Source organism: Arthrobacter crystallopoietes, from assembly GCF_017603825.1.
In the GTDB taxonomy this organism is placed as follows: Bacteria; Actinomycetota; Actinomycetes; order Actinomycetales; family Micrococcaceae; genus Crystallibacter; species Crystallibacter crystallopoietes_B.
This window is the reverse complement of sequence record NZ_CP072014.1, coordinates 2,905,816-2,922,766: the sequence shown is the minus strand read 5'-3', so window position 1 is coordinate 2,922,766 and position 16,951 is coordinate 2,905,816. Positions and strand designations below refer to the sequence as shown.

15 protein-coding genes and 1 tRNA gene are annotated in these 16,951 nt (G+C 64.2%); 1 reads left to right on the top strand and 15 read right to left on the bottom strand.

Annotation, left to right across the window (positions count from 1 at the left end; translation table 11 throughout):
- Positions 1 to 105: 105 nt before the first annotated feature.
- Positions 106 to 3,531 carry a pyruvate carboxylase gene (locus J5251_RS13415; RefSeq protein WP_139007431.1) on the bottom strand — a complete coding sequence of 1,142 codons (3,426 nt, stop codon included), beginning with the start codon at positions 3,529 to 3,531 and terminating at the stop codon, positions 106 to 108.
- A gap of 306 nt (positions 3,532 to 3,837) precedes the next feature.
- Here J5251_RS13415 and J5251_RS13410 point away from each other — a divergent pair, with 306 nt between their 5' ends.
- Complete coding sequence (locus J5251_RS13410) at positions 3,838 to 4,677, top strand: ParA family protein (protein WP_139007432.1); 840 nt, start codon at positions 3,838 to 3,840, stop codon at positions 4,675 to 4,677.
- 100 nt (positions 4,678 to 4,777) lie between these two features.
- Here the strand turns inward: J5251_RS13410 and J5251_RS13405 are convergent, their stop codons facing one another.
- From J5251_RS13405 to J5251_RS13340, 14 genes are all read right to left on the bottom strand, one after another.
- Positions 4,778 to 5,368, bottom strand: a complete 591-nt coding sequence (locus tag J5251_RS13405; RefSeq protein WP_139007433.1) for a MerR family transcriptional regulator — start codon at positions 5,366 to 5,368, stop codon at positions 4,778 to 4,780.
- A gap of 219 nt (positions 5,369 to 5,587) precedes the next feature.
- Positions 5,588 to 6,094, bottom strand: coding sequence for a bifunctional nuclease family protein (locus J5251_RS13400; RefSeq protein WP_139007434.1), 507 nt, complete (start codon positions 6,092 to 6,094; stop codon positions 5,588 to 5,590).
- A gap of 11 nt (positions 6,095 to 6,105) precedes the next feature.
- Positions 6,106 to 6,837: a transcriptional regulator FtsR gene (ftsR, locus tag J5251_RS13395; protein ID WP_240793298.1), complete on the bottom strand. Its 732-nt coding sequence runs from the start codon at positions 6,835 to 6,837 to the stop codon at positions 6,106 to 6,108.
- Positions 6,838 to 6,858: 21 nt separating this feature from the next.
- On the bottom strand, positions 6,859 to 7,341 hold the full coding sequence (locus J5251_RS13390) for an FHA domain-containing protein (RefSeq protein ID WP_139007462.1): 483 nt from the start codon (positions 7,339 to 7,341) through the stop codon (positions 6,859 to 6,861).
- Positions 7,342 to 7,422: 81 nt separating this feature from the next.
- On the bottom strand, positions 7,423 to 7,809 hold the full coding sequence (gene gcvH, locus J5251_RS13385) for a glycine cleavage system protein GcvH (protein WP_139007436.1): 387 nt from the start codon (positions 7,807 to 7,809) through the stop codon (positions 7,423 to 7,425).
- Positions 7,810 to 8,013: 204 nt separating this feature from the next.
- A tRNA-Pro gene (locus J5251_RS13380) sits at positions 8,014 to 8,087 on the bottom strand.
- An 88-nt stretch (positions 8,088 to 8,175) separates the two neighbouring features.
- Complete coding sequence (gene der / locus J5251_RS13375; protein WP_139007437.1) at positions 8,176 to 9,732, bottom strand: ribosome biogenesis GTPase Der; 1,557 nt, start codon at positions 9,730 to 9,732, stop codon at positions 8,176 to 8,178.
- A gap of 124 nt (positions 9,733 to 9,856) precedes the next feature.
- A complete protein-coding gene (gene cmk / locus J5251_RS13370) occupies positions 9,857 to 10,561 on the bottom strand; it encodes a (d)CMP kinase (RefSeq protein WP_139007438.1) in 705 nt (234 codons plus the stop codon).
- On the bottom strand, positions 10,558 to 11,676 hold the full coding sequence (locus J5251_RS13365; RefSeq protein WP_208574224.1) for a prephenate dehydrogenase: 1,119 nt from the start codon (positions 11,674 to 11,676) through the stop codon (positions 10,558 to 10,560). Before J5251_RS13365 ends, cmk begins: the two co-directional genes overlap by 4 nt.
- 3 nt (positions 11,677 to 11,679) lie before the next feature.
- Entirely contained in the window at positions 11,680 to 12,792 is a 1,113-nt protein-coding gene (locus J5251_RS13360; RefSeq protein WP_208574223.1) for a pseudouridine synthase, read from the bottom strand.
- A gap of 31 nt (positions 12,793 to 12,823) precedes the next feature.
- The gene (gene scpB, locus J5251_RS13355; protein ID WP_208574222.1) at positions 12,824 to 13,456 is read right to left on the bottom strand and encodes an SMC-Scp complex subunit ScpB; all 633 of its coding nucleotides are present in this window, start codon (positions 13,454 to 13,456) and stop codon (positions 12,824 to 12,826) included.
- Positions 13,449 to 14,369: a segregation and condensation protein A gene (locus J5251_RS13350; RefSeq protein WP_208574221.1), complete on the bottom strand. Its 921-nt coding sequence runs from the start codon at positions 14,367 to 14,369 to the stop codon at positions 13,449 to 13,451. The genes scpB and J5251_RS13350 overlap by 8 nt, the downstream gene beginning before the upstream one ends.
- Positions 14,369 to 15,256: a ParA family protein gene (locus J5251_RS13345; protein ID WP_139007443.1), complete on the bottom strand. Its 888-nt coding sequence runs from the start codon at positions 15,254 to 15,256 to the stop codon at positions 14,369 to 14,371. Before J5251_RS13345 ends, J5251_RS13350 begins: the two co-directional genes overlap by 1 nt.
- Positions 15,257 to 15,518: 262 nt before the next feature.
- Positions 15,519 to 16,919: a cation:dicarboxylate symporter family transporter gene (locus J5251_RS13340; RefSeq protein ID WP_244250669.1), complete on the bottom strand. Its 1,401-nt coding sequence runs from the start codon at positions 16,917 to 16,919 to the stop codon at positions 15,519 to 15,521.
- Positions 16,920 to 16,951 lie beyond the last annotated feature (32 nt).

Genomic DNA, 16,951 nt, shown 5'->3' with positions numbered 1-16,951 from the left:
CCCGTGCGCCGGCTCCGCCGGACCGGCAAAGAGCGGCCCCCGAAAACCAAACATCCGGGAGCCGCTCACTACTGCCGCTTAACAACAGAACCTACGTATCAGCCACTACTCAATGACGAGCAGCAGGTCACCGCCTTGAACCTGCTCTACGGAGGAGATCGCCAACCGCTTCACCGTTCCGGCAACGGGGCTGGTGATGCCTGCTTCCATCTTCATGGCTTCAATGGTGGCAATGGTGTCGCCCACCGCGATTGCGTCGCCCACCTTGGCTGTCACCGTGACGGCACCGGCGAAGGGCGCGGCAACCTGGCCCGGAACGTTCGGATCCGCCTTCTCGGCAACCTTTGCCTGGGATTCAACGCTTCGGTCCCGCACAGCCACGTTGCGCTGCTGGCCATTGAGCGTGCAGTGAACCGTTCGCATGCCCTTCTCATCCGGCTCGGAAATTGCACCGAGCGTCGCGATGAGGCGCACGCCCTTCTCAAGTTCGATAACGTGCTCGGTGCCGCGCTGCAGTCCGTAGAGGTAGTCGCGGGTATCGAGCACAGATACGTCACCGTATGTTTCGCGGGTCGTTTCGAAGTCCTTTGCGGGACCGGCGAAGAGCAGCCGGTTCAAAGTACTGCGCCGGGTCGCGGAATCGGCTTGGAGCGCGGCCGAGTCCTCGGCACTGAGTTCGACGTCGCGGACCTTGATCTTCCGGCCCTGCAGTGCCTTGGTGCGGAACGGTTCCGGCCAGCCGCCGGGAGGATCGCCGAGCTCGCCGGAGAGGAACCCAATAACAGAGTCCGGTATGTCGTAGCTCTGCGGATTCTCGGCAAAATCGGCCGGGTCGACCCCGGAACCCACAAGCTGGAGAGCCAGGTCACCGACGACCTTCGAAGACGGCGTGACCTTGACCAGGCGACCGAGGATACGGTCCGCCGCCGAGTACATGTCCTCAATGTCTTCGAACTGCTCACCCAGTCCAAGCGCGATGGCCTGCTGGCGCAGATTGGAAAGCTGTCCGCCCGGAATCTCGTGCTGGTAAACCCGCCCCGTGGGGCCGGGCAGCCCGGACTCGAAGGGGGCGTATACGCGTCGGACCGCTTCCCAGTACGGTTCAAGCGAGCCTACGGCCGCAAGGTCCAGACCGGTGTCTCGCTCGGTGTTCGCCAGGGCGGCGACCAGTGCGGAGGCCGAGGGCTGGCTGGTGGTGCCGGCCATGGCTGCGCTGGCAACGTCGACGGCATCCACGCCCGCTTCCACGGCCGCGAGCAGGGTCGCCAGTTGGCCGCCCGCTGTATCGTGCGTGTGCAGGTGGACAGGCAGATCGAAACGCTCGCGCAGTGCCGTCACCAATTTCTTGGCTGCCGCAGGACGCAACAGTCCGGCCATGTCCTTGATGGCGAGGATGTGCGCGCCGGCGTCGACGATGCGCTGGGCAAGGTCCAGGTAGTAGTCGAGTGTGTAGAGGTCCTCCGCGGGGTCCATCAGGTCTCCGGTGTAGCAGAGGGCCACCTCAGCCACGGCTGTCCCCGTCTCGCGTACCGCGCGGATGGCCGGTTCCATTTGCGAGACATCGTTCAGGGCGTCGAAGATCCGGAAAATGTCGATGCCGGTTGCTGCTGCTTCCCTCACGAAGGCAGCGGTGACTTCCTCCGGATAGGGCGTGTAGCCGACGGTGTTGCGTCCCCGCAGCAGCATCTGCAGGCAGATGTTCGGAATAGCTTTACGCAGGGCGGCCAGCCGTTCCCACGGGTCCTCGCCCAAGAAGCGCAGCGCCACATCGTACGTCGCACCGCCCCAGGCCTCCACGGAGAACAGCTCTGGGGTCAGCGTGGAGATTGCCGGACCGGCCGAGACCAGGTCCCGGGTACGCACGCGGGTAGCCAGCAGCGACTGGTGGGCGTCGCGGAAGGTGGTGTCGGTGACGGCGACAGCTTGCTGCGCGCGCAGGGCCGCAGCGAACTTCTCCGGTCCGAGTTCTTGGAGCGACTGCCGGGTTCCCTTCGCCGGGATCACCGGCAGGGCGGCCGTGGATTCGAGCGCTTCGCGGGCGATCTGGGGCAGCTTATCCACCGGTGCGGTCTTAGCCGTCAGCGCACCATTGGGCTGGTTGACTGTCACATCAGCCAGCCAGGTCAGCAGCTTCGTTCCGCGGTCGGCGGAGACGCGCGCTTGGAGCAACTCCGGACGTTCGTCGATAAAGGAGGTCGCGACATTCCCGGCGACGAACTCCGGATCATCGAGGACGGCCTGGAGGAACGGAATGTTCGTGGAAACACCGCGAATGCGGAACTCCGCCAGCGCCCGGCGCGCGCGGGCGACAGCCGTGGCGTAGTCACGGCCGCGGCAAGTCAGCTTGACCAGCATGGAGTCGAAGTGGGGGCTGATTTCGGCACCCGCATAAACGGTACCGCCGTCGAGCCGTACACCGGCGCCGCCCGCAGAGCGGTAGCCGGTGATTTTTCCGACGTCGGGCCTGAAGCCGTTCGAGGGATCTTCCGTGGTGATACGGGACTGCAGTGCAGCGCCCTTGATCGCCACCGTATCCTGGCTTAGACCGATGTCAGCGAGCGTCTCACCGGAGGCAATGCGCAGCTGTGCCTGGACCAGGTCCACGTCCGTGATTTCTTCTGTAACGGTGTGCTCAACCTGGATCCGCGGGTTCATTTCGATGAACACATGCTGACCAGCGCGCTCGCCCACCGTGTCCACGAGGAACTCGACCGTACCTGCATTGGTGTAGTTCAGCGCCTTCGCGAACTTCACCGCATCCCGGTAGAGAGCCTGGCGGATGTTCTCGTCCAGGTTCGGCGCAGGAGCAATCTCCACAACCTTCTGGTGCCTGCGCTGCAGCGAGCAATCCCGCTCGAACAGGTGCATGACGTTGCCTTCGCCGTCGGCGAGGATCTGTACTTCAATGTGCCGAGGTCGCAGCACGGCCTGTTCCAGGAACATCGTCGGATCGCCGAAGGCCGTGTCGGCCTCGCGCATGGCGGCCGAGAGGGCCTCCGGCAGTGCCTCACGGGTGTCGACACGCCGCATGCCACGGCCGCCACCGCCGGCAACGGCCTTAACGAAAATGGGGAATCCGATTTCATCGGCCGCTGCCAGCAGTTGATCCTTGTCAGCGGACGGAGCAGAGGATTTCAACACCGGAATCCCGGCCTTGCGGGCAGCGTCCAGAGCGTGAACCTTGTGGCCGGCAAGCTCGAGGACATCGGCCTGCGGGCCGACAAAGGTGATTCCAGCGCCGGCGGCTGCACGGGCCAGATCCGGGTTCTCGGACAGGAAGCCGTAGCCGGGGTAGATCGCGTCGCAACCCGATTCCTTAGCAACACGGATAATCTCGTTGACGTCGAGGTATGCCCGTACCGGGTGTCCTTGCTGGCCGATCAGATATGCCTCATCGGCCTTCTGGCGGTGGATCGAATTCCGGTCCTCGTGAGGGAAAACCGCCACAGTCTTTGCGCCCAACTCGTAGGCGGCGCGGAAGGCACGGATGGCGATTTCACCACGGTTGGCCACCAGGATTTTTGAGAACATGTCGCTCCTGCGTCATTGCGATCGGTCGGGGGTTGTGGTGCAAGTCTCAAGTACTGCTATTGCGCGTGGCAAGTAAGTGTTGCGCACATCACGAAATGCACCCACTTGGAACGTAATGATAGCGGTATCCGGGTGGACCCGGACCACCTCCGGCGGAGCCGACAGGCGGGACAGGTGCCGGAATCCCTTATCGACGGGCAGGCACCATATGATGGTGGAGGGATTTTTGGTTCTCGGCCGGTCCCGACTGGTTCACCAGCAGCGGGCAGCCGTCATGACAAGACATGTTAGGTATTGGTTTAACACGTGCAAGTAGTGAGCATCAGTAGTCTCAAGGGCGGCGTCGGAAAAACGTCAGTTACTTTGGGCCTGGCATCCGCGGCACTGGCGGCAGGAATTCCCACACTGGTCGTAGATCTGGATCCGCACGCAGACGCGACCACGGGTCTCGGCGTCCGGCCTTCGCGCCAGACGGATATAGGCCGCCTGCTGAAAAACGCGCGCCGGGCGGATCTAGCGGCGAACGTTGCACCCAGCGGCTGGGTCGCCACCGCTGCAGCCAACGGGCAGCATTCTGTGGGCCGGCGGATTCTCGACGTCGCCGTCGGCTCTGCATTCACCGGGATTTATGACCGGCCTGACCTCGGCCGCCGGGACCTGCGCCGGCTCTCCACGGTCCTCTCCCGGGTTGAAGGGTACTCGCTGGTACTCATTGACTGCCCGCCCTCCCTCAATGGCCTCACCCGCATGGCATGGACGGCAAGCAACCGCGTGCTGCTGGTTGCCGAACCGAGCCTCTTTTCCGTTGCCGGAACGGAACGCACTATGCGGGCCATTGAATTATTCCGCGACGAATACGCGCCGAATCTCACGACGGCGGGAGTGGTCGCCAACCGCGTACGCTCCGGTTCAAATGAACACACGTTCCGCCTGGCCGAGATGAAATCCATGTTCGGTGAGCTGCTGCTGGCTCCCACCATTGCCGAGCAGGCTAACTGGCAGCAGATCCAGGGTGCCGCTCACGCCATCCACCATTGGCCTGGGGAATCAGCGCGTCAGGCCGCGGGCCTCTTCGACGAACTGCTGAAGAACCTGACGGACTCCGGCCGCATGCGCAACCGCGTACTGCGCCGGACTCCCAGCTGACCGGCCCCTCCCGCAGACACGAAGGAAGGGCACCCGCAGGGGTGCCCTTCCTTATTAGTCTTGTGCGTACGCGGTGTGCGTGCCGCCGGGCTTGTCAGTGCTAACTGATCTTGCGGACCCGGCGCCGGCTCAGTTCATCCTCGGGGAAATCCTGTTCTGCAACGTGTTCGCTGGGCAGTGCGGCAAGGCTGCCTTCGACTTCGCGCCACACACGTCCGACCGCTATGCCGAACACACCCTGGCCGCCCTGCACCAGATCTATGACCTCGTCCGCAGAGGTGCATTCGTACACGCTAGCACCGTCACTCATCAACGTGATCTGGGCCAGGTCTTCCACGCCGCGCTCCCGCAGGTGTTCCACGGCGGTACGGATCTGCTGCAGAGAAACTCCGGTGTCCAGCAGACGCTTGACTACCTTCAGGACCAGAATGTCCCGGAAGCTATAGAGCCGCTGCGAACCGGAGCCCGAAGCCCCGCGTACTGCAGGCTCCACCAAGCCGGTACGGGCCCAATAGTCCAGCTGCCGGTAAGTGATTCCTGCGGCTTTACAGGCCGTTGGGCCACGGTAGCCGGCGTCTTCATCCAGAACCGGCAGGTCCTCGGTGAACAGCAAACCCTGTGCACTAGCGGGAATCGCGGCACCCGGCGTTACGGCGTGCGACAACTCGCCCGCATCACCTTTAGGACTCACGTGAACCCTCCTTGTCGAAAGTTCCCTAGGGGGAAGTCGGCACCGCCGACACTCTCAGGGTTTGCTCTAAGTCTGCCCTGTGTTATCCGGCCATGCAATGGGAACTGTATGCTTCGACGTTAGAACGGCCGGGCGCTTGGGTCAAAGACGTTGGCTTTTAGAATTCGGCGTGTCGGCCGGAATCGCGCAATCCCGCGTCCTGCCGTGGCACGCCCGGCACTATTTCTCGAAGTCCTCCGGCTCGACATCGGCCAGAAACTCGCGGAACTCGCGCAACTGCGATTCAGCATTTTCCTCGGCGGGTCCGGCTTCGCCTTCTTCCTCCTCGGAAGCCTCGGCAATCTGCACCCCGGCTTCCTCCATGACTTCTTCCGCGCAGTAGATCGGGCAGGGAACCCGCAGAGCCACAGCGATCGCGTCCGATGCCCTTGAGCTGACTGTTTGGCCGCCGTCGAACACTAATTCCGCGTAGAAGACGGTGTCCTGAACGGAGACAAGCCGCACCTCGGTGATCGTCCGGTCGAGCTCCCGGACAACACTGCATAGCAGATCGTGCGTCATGGGGCGCGGGGGCTTGATGCCCTGCTGGGCAAAAGCTATTGCGCTGGCCTCGGGCGCCCCGATCCAGATCGGGATGTGTCGTTCGCCCTCGGTTTCCTTGAGCAGGACCAGCGGCTGATTGGAGGGTAGTTCAATCCGCACCCCGACAACCTCGACTTCGAGCATGGCTCCTCCGATCAGCGGTCCATTCGCGCGATATGTCCATTGACCAAGGCGCTGTGCAGGTTCAGGCAAAGATCGCTGATTTCCTTGGCGGTTTCGGCCGCCCGTGCTTTTGAGGCCACATCCCGCCGTGACGAGATGGGAGCCACGGCACGCTCCACGAGACCGAGTTCCCGGTCCGCGGCAGTCCGAAAGGGCCTCAGGTGCCGCGGCTCTATACCGTGGGCCTCGAGTTGTACGCAGGCCTTGACAACTTTAAGGGCGTGCTCGTCAAAGCGGGAATCCGCGGCCTGGATAAGTCCGAAGCTGACAAGCTCCTGGACCAATGCCGTCGAAGCACCGGCCGCATCACGCAGCTCCGCCAGAGTCAGGGACCGCGCCCGCCCGTTGAGCTCTTCGGCCAGCTGGCCGGAAACCATGCGCGGGGTCAGCGACATGCCGCCAGGCAGGGCCTCGGGCCGCTCCCCCCGGTCGATCGCGTCAACGTAGTCCTTGATGACCTTGAGCGGGAGGTACTGGTCCCGCTGCAAAGCCAGCACGAAACGAAGACGCTCCACATCCTGGCTCGTGTACTTGCGGTATCCCGCCGGCGTCCGTTGCGGGGAAATGAGGCCCTTTTCTTCCAGGAACCTTATTTTGGAGGCGCTGATCTGCGGAAATTCCGCATTCAGTTCCTGCAGCACTTCCCCGATGTTGAGGACGCTGCTACGGAACGTGTCCCTGCCGGTGCCGAGCGGACGCCGTATAGGTTGGGATGCGGGCACCGCCTAGGCCTGGCCCTTCCCAGCGGCCCCGCTGCCGGCGTAGTAGGTCAACCGGAACTTTCCGATCTGCACCTCGTCACCGGTCCGCAGCGCCAAGCTGTCGACGCGGTCGTTGTTGACGTATGTGCCGTTCAGGCTGCCGGAGTCCACCACGGTGAATCCTTCGCCGGTGCGGCGGAACTCGACATGCTTGCGGGATACGGTCACGTCGTCGAGAAAGATGTCCGCTTCCGGGTGCCGGCCGGCGGTCGTCACGTCTTGATCGAGCAGGAAGCGGGCGCCATGGTTGGGTCCGCTATGAGCGATCAGCAGGGCCGACCCCGCCGGCAGCGCCAATACCGCGGCTTCCTCTTCCGTGGTCAGCTGCGGTTTCGGCAGGTAAGTCTTTGCCTGCGGGGGCAGGCTGATGGAAGTGGTCTCGGCTGAAGCCTCCGAAGCACCATGGTCATGTCTGGTGCCTCTTGCGTTGTGCTCTTCGCCCACCATTAAATCGTCCTCCCCTGCAAAAATAGCGGTCAACCGGTCGGTGACCGGTTGACCGTTCAAAAAACTACGGTACCGGTAGCTCTAGCCTACCTGCTGTTCGTACTCCGAAGCACTGAGCAGTGATTCGGTTGCCGAAGCATCAGCGAGCCGTATTTCCATCAGCCAACCTTCACCATAGGGATCTGAGTTGATCAGAGCCGGATCCGATTCCAGCGCATCATTGGATGCCACTACTTCACCGGTGACCGGTGCGTAAATGTCGCTGACGCTCTTAGTGGATTCGACCTCGCCCACAACGTCGTTGGCGGTGATGGTGGTTCCGGTTTCCGGAATCTGCACGTAGACGACGTCGCCGAGTGCGTCCTGGGCAAAGTCCGTGATGCCGATACGGACAACTCCCTCGGTGCCTGCAGCGGTCACCCACTCGTGTTCGGCGGTGTAGTGAAGGTCTGCTGGAACGTTGCTCATGTAAATGCCTCTCTTGCGCCGCTGGATCTTCTGGGCCGGTGTTGCCGACGGCAACGGGCCACAGCTGAAAGTATAGGCACAGAAATTCACCCTCCGACAGCCAGCGGCGACACATGTCGGCACGCACCGCCGCTCACCACGCGAGCCTGCGCACGCATGAAAAAAGTCCCGGTGATCAACGATCACCGGGACTTTTACCTGCTGTCGGGTTGACAGGATTTGAACCTGCGACCCCTTGACCCCCAGTCAAGTGCGCTACCAAGCTGCGCCACAACCCGTTGTCCTGCCGGGGCCTGCCCGGCTGAACTACCTCAAATACCTTACAGCATATTTTGGCCGGCGATTACCACCCGTGCCCCGCGTTACTTAACGCTGGCGGCTGCGCTTTTCGCGCACACGCATGGCGACGTCGATGGGCGTGCCTTCGAAGCCAAACGTCTCGCGCAGGCGGCGGGTGATGAAGCGGCGGTATCCGGGATCCAGGAACCCAGTGGTGAACAGCACAAACTTCGGCGGGCGGCTCGATGCCTGGGTACCGAAGAGGATCCGGGGTTGCTTGCCGCCGCGCACAGGGTGCGGGTGGGCGGCCACCAGCTCGCCGAGGAACGCATTGAGCCGTCCGGTAGGGATGCGCCTGTCCCACGATTCCAGGGCCGTGTCGAGGGCTGGCACCAAGCGGTCCTTGTGCCATCCGGTCTTGGCGGAGATATTGACGCGCGGCGCCCAGTCTACGTGGGCCAGGTCCTGCTCGATTTCGCGTTCCAGGTAGCGTCGTCGTTCGTCGTCGAGCAAATCCCATTTGTTGAACGCCAGCACCAAGGCCCGGCCTGAGTCGATGGCCAGCTGCAGGATGCGTACGTCCTGCTCGCTGAGCACCTCGTCCACCGCCAGAAGAACGACGGCGACCTCCGCCTTCTCCAACGCGGACTGCGTCCGCAGCGAGGCGTAGAAGTCCGCACCTTGCTGCATGTGGACGCGGCGCCTGATGCCCGCGGTGTCCACGAACCGCCAGGTCCGTCCGCCGAGCTCGATCATTTCATCCACCGGGTCGCGCGTGGTTCCGGCCAGCGGGTCCACCACAACGCGTTCGCTGCCGGCCAGCTTGTTCAGCAACGAAGACTTGCCGACGTTCGGCCGGCCGATCAGGGCCACGCGGCGCGGCCCTCCGCTGCGTTCCAGTCCCCCGTAGGCGGAATACTCGGGCAGGACCTCCATGACGGCATCGAGCATGTCGGCGGTCCCGCGGCCGTGCAGTGCCGATACCGGGTACGGTTCCCCGAAGCCCAGTCCCCACAAAGTGGAGGCATCGGCTTCCTGGGCCATGTCGTCCACCTTGTTGGCGACCAGGATGACGGGCTTCTTCTTGCGCCGGAGCATGCGGACCACGGACTCATCCGTTGCCGTTGCGCCGACGTTGGCGTCCACGACCAGCAGCACGGCGTCGGCCATGTCGGCGGCGATCTCGGCCTGTTCCGCCACCCGGGCATGGATGCCCTTGGCATCGTGCTCCCAGCCGCCGGTGTCCACGAGGGTGAAATTGCGGCCGCTCCAGTGCGCGGCGTAGGTCACCCGGTCGCGGGTCACGCCGGGGGTGTCCTCCACGACGGCCTCGCGGCGGCCCAGAATGCGGTTGACCAGGGTGGATTTGCCCACATTGGGACGGCCGAGGATGGCGAGGACGGGATCTAAGTGTTTTGGCGCATCCTCGTCGAAGTCCTGGTCCATTCCGGCCAGAAGAGCGGCGTCCTCTTCGTCCAGCTCATAGTCCGCCAAGCCGGCGCGCAGGGACTGCGCGCGCTGCTCAGCCTCGGCGTCGTCGATTTCCTCGAGACGCTCGGCGATGTTGTCTTCGCCGGCGGGCTCGTACTCGCTGCCGGTGTATCCGTCTCCGGTGGGCCCGTTGCCGGATTGTGTGGCGCTCATGGTCGCTGTCCTTCTGTTAATGCATGTAGATCGGTTCTGCCGCAGTGTCCATTGAAACACGCTGGCGGATTCAACCGTGACGCTGTATAGCCACAGGGCGGCCGAGGGCCGGTTTTCGTGTAGGTCAGTGCGCAGCGCTGCGGACTGCAGCGAGAACGGCCTCGACAGTTTCCTCGAAGTCCAGGTCGGAGGAATCCACGGTGAAAACGCCGTCGGCGGCCTCGTGGAAGTTGACCACTGTTGAATCCTTTGCGTCCCGGGTCAGGACCTGCTCCTGCAGCTGCGCATCGCTCTGGGTTCCGCCAAGTTGGATACCGCGGCGGCGCAGCCGGGCTTCTTCGCTGGCGGTGAGCAGGATGCGGGCCTCGGCGTCCGGGGCCACCACGGTGGTGATGTCGCGGCCTTCGGCAACGATCCGCCTTCCTGAGTCCGCGATGATCTGCTGCTGGCGGCGGATGAGCTCGGCCCGGGCGCCCAGGGTGGTGGCCACCGCGCTGACCGCCGAGGAGATGCTGGGCTCACGGATGGCCAAGGTCACATCAGTGCCACCTACGCTGACCAGTTCGTGGTCGGGATCCGTGCTGATCTTCAAGTCCACTTCGCGGCTGGCCTTCTCGACGGAAGCCGCTTCCTGCAGGTCCACACCGGTATCCAGACAATGCCAGGTGACCGCGCGGTACATAGCGCCCGTGTCCAGGTACGCCGCATGCAGCCGGCGGGCGGTTTCCCTGCTGACGCTGGATTTGCCCGAACCGGACGGCCCGTCGATGGCCACCACCAGTGGTTTCCCCAGCCGGTAGTGCCTCATATCCGTAGCTGCCGAGCTCATTGCAGTACCTTCCATCCGTGCGAATCCAAGTAGTCAATCAATTCCTGCCGTCTGCTGGGCAGGACGGAAATTTCCACCATACCCACGTCCTGTCCAGAGGAGTGGTCCAGCCGCAGATCCTCCAGGTTGATGCCCACCTCGCCGATCTCAGTCAGCAGCTGTGCAATCTGCCCGGGCCGGTCATCCACCAGCACGGTCAGCCAGGCGAACGACTGCGGCGGCGCGCCGTGCTTGCCCGGGATCCGGGCCTGGCCCGCGTTGCCTTCGCTGATCAGCTGCGCGAGATCCAGCCGCGCACCGGCAGCCTCCGGATGCTCCAGGGTGCCGATCAGCCGGTTCAGGTCCTCACGAACGCCGTAGAGGATCTGAACCAGCTTCGCTGCGTTGGCGCCCAGGATCTGCACCCAGAGGGCAGGGTCGCTGGCGGCGATGCGGGTGACATCGCGCAGCCCCTGCCCCGCAAGGGAGAGGGCATGCGGCTCGGTGTCCTGCAGCCGGCTGGCCAGCAACGAGGACATCACCTGCGGCAGGTGGGAGATCAGGGCCACCGAGGCATCATGTTCATCCACGGACATCTTCGAGACCACTGCCCCGAGGTCAATGGCCAGCGCCTGCGCCGTCTTCAAGGCAGCGGCGCTGGTCTGCTCGTTGGGGCACAGCACCCACGGCATGGAGGTGAACAGTTCGCCGCGGGCCGCCACCGGGCCGGACTTCTCCCGTCCCGCCATCGGATGCGTGCCGATATAGCGCGCCAGATCCGCAACTCCAAGTGCCGGGTCCTGCTGCAGTTCGGTGAGTACGGAGGCCTTGACGCTGGCAATATCAACAACGACGGCGGACGGATAGTCCCGCAACGCCTGCGAAACCACCCGGGCGGTCACGTCCGGAGGGGACGCCACGACGACAAGCTGCGGGGACAACTCCTCCCCCGGGTCCAGAGCCCGTCCGGCTCCGATATCCTGGGCGACGGCCTGTGCCGAGGGCGAGGGATCCGAGAGGACGACGTCGACGGAGCGGGCGCGCAGACCGAGTCCGATGCTGGCGCCGAGCAGACCGGTGCCGATAACCAGAACCGGACCCGAGAGATGGGTGGCCTGTAGGTGTGCAGGATTCAAGCTTTACATCCCTACCGTTGCCAGCAGGTGACCGATTTCCGTCCTGCCCAAGGCGCGGATAGTGCCCTGCCGCTGGTCGTTCAGCCTGATCGGACCCACCTGGGTGCGGACCAGCCGCACCACCGGATGTCCGACGGCGTCGAAAAGCCGGCGCACAATCCTGTTCTTGCCCGAGTGCAGCACAACCTCCACCAGAACGTGCCCCGGGGTCGAATCCACCAAGCGGAAGGAATCCACCTTGGCCACGCCGTCCTCGAGCTCGATGCCGTCCTTCATCTGCGCGCCGATGCCGTGCGCCATCGGGCCGCGTACCTGGACCAAGTAGGTCTTGGGCACCTCGTAGGACGGGTGCGTCAGGCGGTTGGCCAGTTCGCCGTCGTTGGTCAGCAGCAGCAGACCCTCGGTGGCCTGGTCCAGCCGGCCCACATGGAACAGGCGCTGGTCCTTGTTCTTCTTCAGGTAATCACTGACACAGGGGCGGCCTTCCGGATCCTCCATGGTCGAGACAACGCCCTTGGGCTTGTTGAAGACGAAGTACACCAGCGACTCGTCGGTCTGGATCCGCATGCCGTCCACGTGGATCACGGCCGTGGCGGGGTCTACACGCACGCCGAGCTCGGTGACGACAACGCCGTCGACTTCCACGCGGCCGGCTTCGATCATGTCTTCGCAGACACGGCGCGAGGCAACGCCGGCACCGGCGAGCACCTTCTGCAGCCGCACGCCCTGCGGATCATGCTGATCGGAGGTCTCGCCGTGCCCGGTTCTGGGCGTCTTGGCCTTCTTCGGGCGGTTATTTACCGGACCGAGGTTCTGGCCGAAACGCTCCTTGCCGTAGGCGCGCGGCCCGGCGGACGCGGCGTTGGGGCCGGGCTTCCGACCCGCAGAGGCGCCGGGCTTGCGGCCTGCGGCTGAACCCGGCTTGGCGCCGGCGGACTGGCCCGGGCGCGGTTTGCCGGCCTGGGGCCCGTCCTGCGGCTTGCCGAAGGACTTCCCGGAGCGGCCCTTGCCGGCGCCGCCGGAGAAACCGCCACCGGGTTTGCCTGACTGCCGGGGGCCCTTGCCGCCGCCGCGTGGGTTGTTGCGGCCGGAACCGGATCGGGGCGCCTGTGTCATGGTCTGTCCTTAGAACTAGCGAGAGTCAGTCTTAGATATCGGAGTCGTCGATGTCTGCCAAATTTTCCAGCCCCGGCAGATGCGGTGCCAGTTTGGGCAGCTCGGAAACATTTCCTATACCCAATCTTTCCAGAAAATACGAGGTGGTCTTGTACAGGAGGCCTCCTGTCTCCGGATCCGTGCCCGCATCCTCAATCAGACCACGCTGGACGAGGGTCCGCACCACCGAGTCCACATTCACGCCGCGGATGGCCGAAACCCGCGCCCTGGACACCGGCTGGCGGTAGGCAATCACGGCCAGCGTCTCCAACGCGGCCTGGGTCAAACGGGCAGTCTGTCCCTCCAGGATGAAGCCGGATACGATGTCGGCAAAATCACTGCGCGAGAAGATCCGCCAGCCGCCGGCAATGCTGCGCAGTTCGAATCCCCGGGGTGAACCGTCCGGAGAGCCCGCGCCGTCGTAATCCCTTTGGAGCTGCACCAGCAGCGTCCGGACTTCGGCAATTGGCAGACCCAGGGCGGTGGCCAGTTCGACGTCGGTGGCCGGCTCATCGATGACCATCAGTACCGCTTCGAGGGCAGCTCGGGGGCCGCCGGGGAGGGACTGCAGATCCGCGCCGGATTCTTCCGCGGCCAACGGCGCGGCATCGGCTCTGTCAGTCATCCTGCCCTTCCTTTCCGGCCGCGGCGGGAACGGGTCCGTCCCCGGGGACGGACCCGGGCGCCGGCACATCTTCGTATTCCTCGCTAAGCCGTTCGGTACTCCAGTCCCTGTCGGGTCCGGTCCAACGCACCGTCAGATCCCCCAGCGGCGACGCCTGGTCAAAGGCGATGACTGCGTCGCGGAACATTTCCAGCAGGGCCAGGAAGCGGGCGACCACCACCGTGGTGTCGGCAGCATCCGCGGTCAGCGCCCGGAAGGACAGCGGCCCGGCGTCTTGGAGCCGGTCCGCGATGATCGCCGCCTGCTCCTTCACACTGACGGCCGGAGCATGCAGGTGCGCCAGCCCCACCTCCGTGGGCTTTGGTGCTTTCGGCTCCAGCGCCTTGCCCGCCAGTTTGGCGAAGTCCGCCAGCGAAGTCCGCCAGATTAGCTCCGGCAGCAGCGCCGCGAACTGCGGCTCCAGACTGACTTGGCGCGGGTAGCGGGCAGCTTCTTCCTCCAGCCAGCGTCCCATCAGCGCGGCAATCTGCTTGAACGCCTTGTACTGCAGCAGGCGGGCAAAGAGCAGGTCCCTGGCTTCGAGCAGGGCGATGTCCTCGTCGTCCTCCACTTCGCCAGTGGGCAGCAACCGTGCCGCCTTGAGATCCAACAAGGTCGCGGCGATAACGAGGAATTCGCTGGCTTCGTCCAGCGCCCAGTCCTGGCCGGACTCCTGCAGGCGACGGGTGTAGGAAATGAACTCGTCCGTGACCCGGGCCAGTGCGACCTCGGTGATATCCATCTCATGTTTGGAGATCAGGCCCAGCAGCAGGTCGAAGGGGCCGCTGAAATTGTCCAACCGTACTTCGAAACCGGGACGGCCCTCGGCCCGCGGTGCCGCCAGCGTCTCCGCCGCCGGTCCCGCGTCAGTCATCAGGGTGCGCCGCCGCGGGCGATCAGCTCCCTGGCCAGCTGGCGGTAGGCACCGGCCCCCGCGTGGTTGCCGGCATAACTGGTGATCGGCTCCGCGGCCACCGTGGCGTCGGCAAATTTGATCGTGCGCTTGATGACGGTCTCGAAGACCTTGTCGCCGAAAGCTTCGAGCAGCCGGCCGATGACCTCGCGGCTGTGCAGGGTGCGGGCGTCGTACATAGTGGCGAGCACGCCGTCGATCTGCAGGCGCGGGTTCAGCCGGTCCTGGACCTTCTCGATGGTTTCCACCAGCAGTGCCACGGCCCGCAGGGCGAAAAACTCGCAGATCAGCGGGATGATCACGCCATGGGCGGCGGTCAGGGCGTTGACGGTGAGCAGGCCCAGCGAGGGCTGGCAGTCGATCAGGATCACGTCGTAATCGTCTTCGACCTTACGCAGCGCCCGGTCCAGCACCTGTTCGCGGGCGACCTCGTTGACCAACTGGACTTCCGCCGCGGAAAGGTCGATGTTGGCCGGCAAGAGATCAATGTTTTCGAAGTCCGTGCTCTGGATGGCCTCCTGGATATCGGCCTTGCGGTCCATCAACACGTTATAGACGGTGAGGTCCAACTCGTGCGGGTTAGTACCCAGCCCGGCGGAAAGGGCTCCTTGGGGATCGAAATCCACCAGCAGGACACGCCGCCCGGCCTCGGCCAGCGCGGCGCCCAGATTGATGGTCGACGTGGTCTTGCCGACGCCGCCCTTCTGGTTGACCATGGCGATGATCCGGGCTGGTCCGTGTGAGGTCAGCACGGGTGGCTCGGGAAATTCAGTGAGCGGCCGGCCGGTGGGGCCCATGACCGCGTCTTCCGCTTCCTGCAGAGTCGTCGAACCCTGTTCGCTACTCACGTATCTATCCCAGCTTCCATCGTTTCGCGGCTGTTCTTCTTCCAGACAAGGTTACAGTCACGATGCTGTCATTTCCCGAATATGCCAAGCGTCACCGGCGAGCCTTTAGCTTCAAGTAGAGGTCTAAGGTTTACACTTCCCAACCCTTGTGACAATTGCCTGGATCGCCAGAGACGGACGACGAAACACCGACGGCGGCACGCGCCGGGAAGGCACGTACCGCCGTCGGTGTGGAACCCAGGTTCGCGGGTTCGTGGGACTGCTACTGGCGGGAGGTCGCCAGTTCTGAGTCGCGTGCCGGTGCCGCGGCCTCGCGGACGGGCTCCCGAAGATCCTCGACGATTTCTTCCGACGCGTGGCCGGCGTTCATGGTCTCTTCGTCGAAGGGAAGCCGCCCGTCCAGGACCTCGTCCACCCGGGGGCGGTCGATTTCCCTGGTCCAGGTGCCGATCAGCACGGTGGCCACGGCGTTACCGGTGAAGTTGGTCAGGGCGCGGGCTTCGGACATAAAGCGGTCGATGCCGACGATGAGACCCACGCCGTCAACCAGGTCCGGCCGGTGGCTCTGCAGACCGCCGGCCAGCGTGGCCAGGCCGGCACCGGTGACACCGGCAGCACCCTTGGAAGCGATGATCATGAAGACCAGCAGCGAGATCTGCTCGCCGAGCTCAAGCGGCTTGCCCATAGCCGTGGCGACAAAGAGCGCTGCCATGGTCAGGTAGATGGCGGTGCCGTCCAGGTTGAAGGAGTAGCCGGTCGGAACCGTCACCCCGACCACGGGCTTGGAAACGCCGAGGTGTTCCATCTTTGCAATCAGGCGGGGCAGCGCGGCCTCGGAGGACGAAGTGGAGAAGATCAGCAGGTACTCGCGGCCGAGGTACTTCATCAGCTTGAAGATATTGACCCCGGTGCACAGCTTCAGGATCAGGCCCAGTACTACGGCTATGAAGAGGATACAGGTGATGTAGAAGCCGATCATGAGGGTGGCCATGCTGATAATGGCCTGGACGCCGGTGGCGCCGACGACTGCTGCAATGGCACCGAAAGCGCCGATGGGAGCCAGCCACATGACCATGATGAGGATGCGGAACACGAGCGTCTGGATGTGTCCGATGCCGCGCAGGATCGGCTTGCCTGCCGGGCCCATCTTCTGCAGCGCGAAACCGACGATCAGCGCGACGAACAGGGTCTGCAGGATGTTGCCCGCCGTCAGCGACGACAGCAGTGTCGTGGGGATGATCCCTAGCAGGAAGTCAACGGTGCCGTGGCTCTCAGCGGCTTCCACCTCGTAGCCGGTGCCCGAAATGTCCAGGCCCTCGCCCGGGTGGATCACGTTGCCGACGACCAAGCCGAGGCCCAAGGCAAAGGTAGACATGAGCATGAAGTAGCCCAACGCCATGCCGCCGACCTTGCCGACCGTGGCGGCTTTGGCGATCGAACCGACGCCGAGCACAATGGTGCAGAAGATGACCGGGGCGATCATCATCTTGATCAACCCGATGAACGCGGTGCCGATGGGCTTGAGCGACTGGGCGAAGTCAGGGGCGACCAACCCGATCACAGCACCGAGCACAACAGCTACGATAACCGCGATGTAGAGAAAGTGCGTCTTGTCCTTCTTGGGCTTTGGCTTAGTCTGGGGAACCTTCAGCGTCGATGCCATGGGTTGCTCCTTTTGAAAGGTGAGGTGCCGCC

Coding starts and splice junctions, on each gene's coding strand:
- J5251_RS13360 (WP_208574223.1), bottom strand. CDS start 12,792: ATGACACAGGCGCCCCGATCCGGTTCCGGCCGCAACAACCCACGCGGC.
- J5251_RS13390 (WP_139007462.1), bottom strand. CDS start 7,341: ATGGTGGGCGAAGAGCACAACGCAAGAGGCACCAGACATGACCATGGT.
- J5251_RS13340 (WP_244250669.1), bottom strand. CDS start 16,919: ATGGCATCGACGCTGAAGGTTCCCCAGACTAAGCCAAAGCCCAAGAAG.
- scpB (WP_208574222.1), bottom strand. CDS start 13,456: ATGACTGACAGAGCCGATGCCGCGCCGTTGGCCGCGGAAGAATCCGGC.
- der (WP_139007437.1), bottom strand. CDS start 9,732: ATGAGCGCCACACAATCCGGCAACGGGCCCACCGGAGACGGATACACC.
- cmk (WP_139007438.1), bottom strand. CDS start 10,561: ATGAGCTCGGCAGCTACGGATATGAGGCACTACCGGCTGGGGAAACCA.
- J5251_RS13350 (WP_208574221.1), bottom strand. CDS start 14,369: ATGACTGACGCGGGACCGGCGGCGGAGACGCTGGCGGCACCGCGGGCC.
- J5251_RS13400 (WP_139007434.1), bottom strand. CDS start 6,094: ATGCTCGAAGTCGAGGTTGTCGGGGTGCGGATTGAACTACCCTCCAAT.
- J5251_RS13415 (WP_139007431.1), bottom strand. CDS start 3,531: ATGTTCTCAAAAATCCTGGTGGCCAACCGTGGTGAAATCGCCATCCGT.
- gcvH (WP_139007436.1), bottom strand. CDS start 7,809: ATGAGCAACGTTCCAGCAGACCTTCACTACACCGCCGAACACGAGTGG.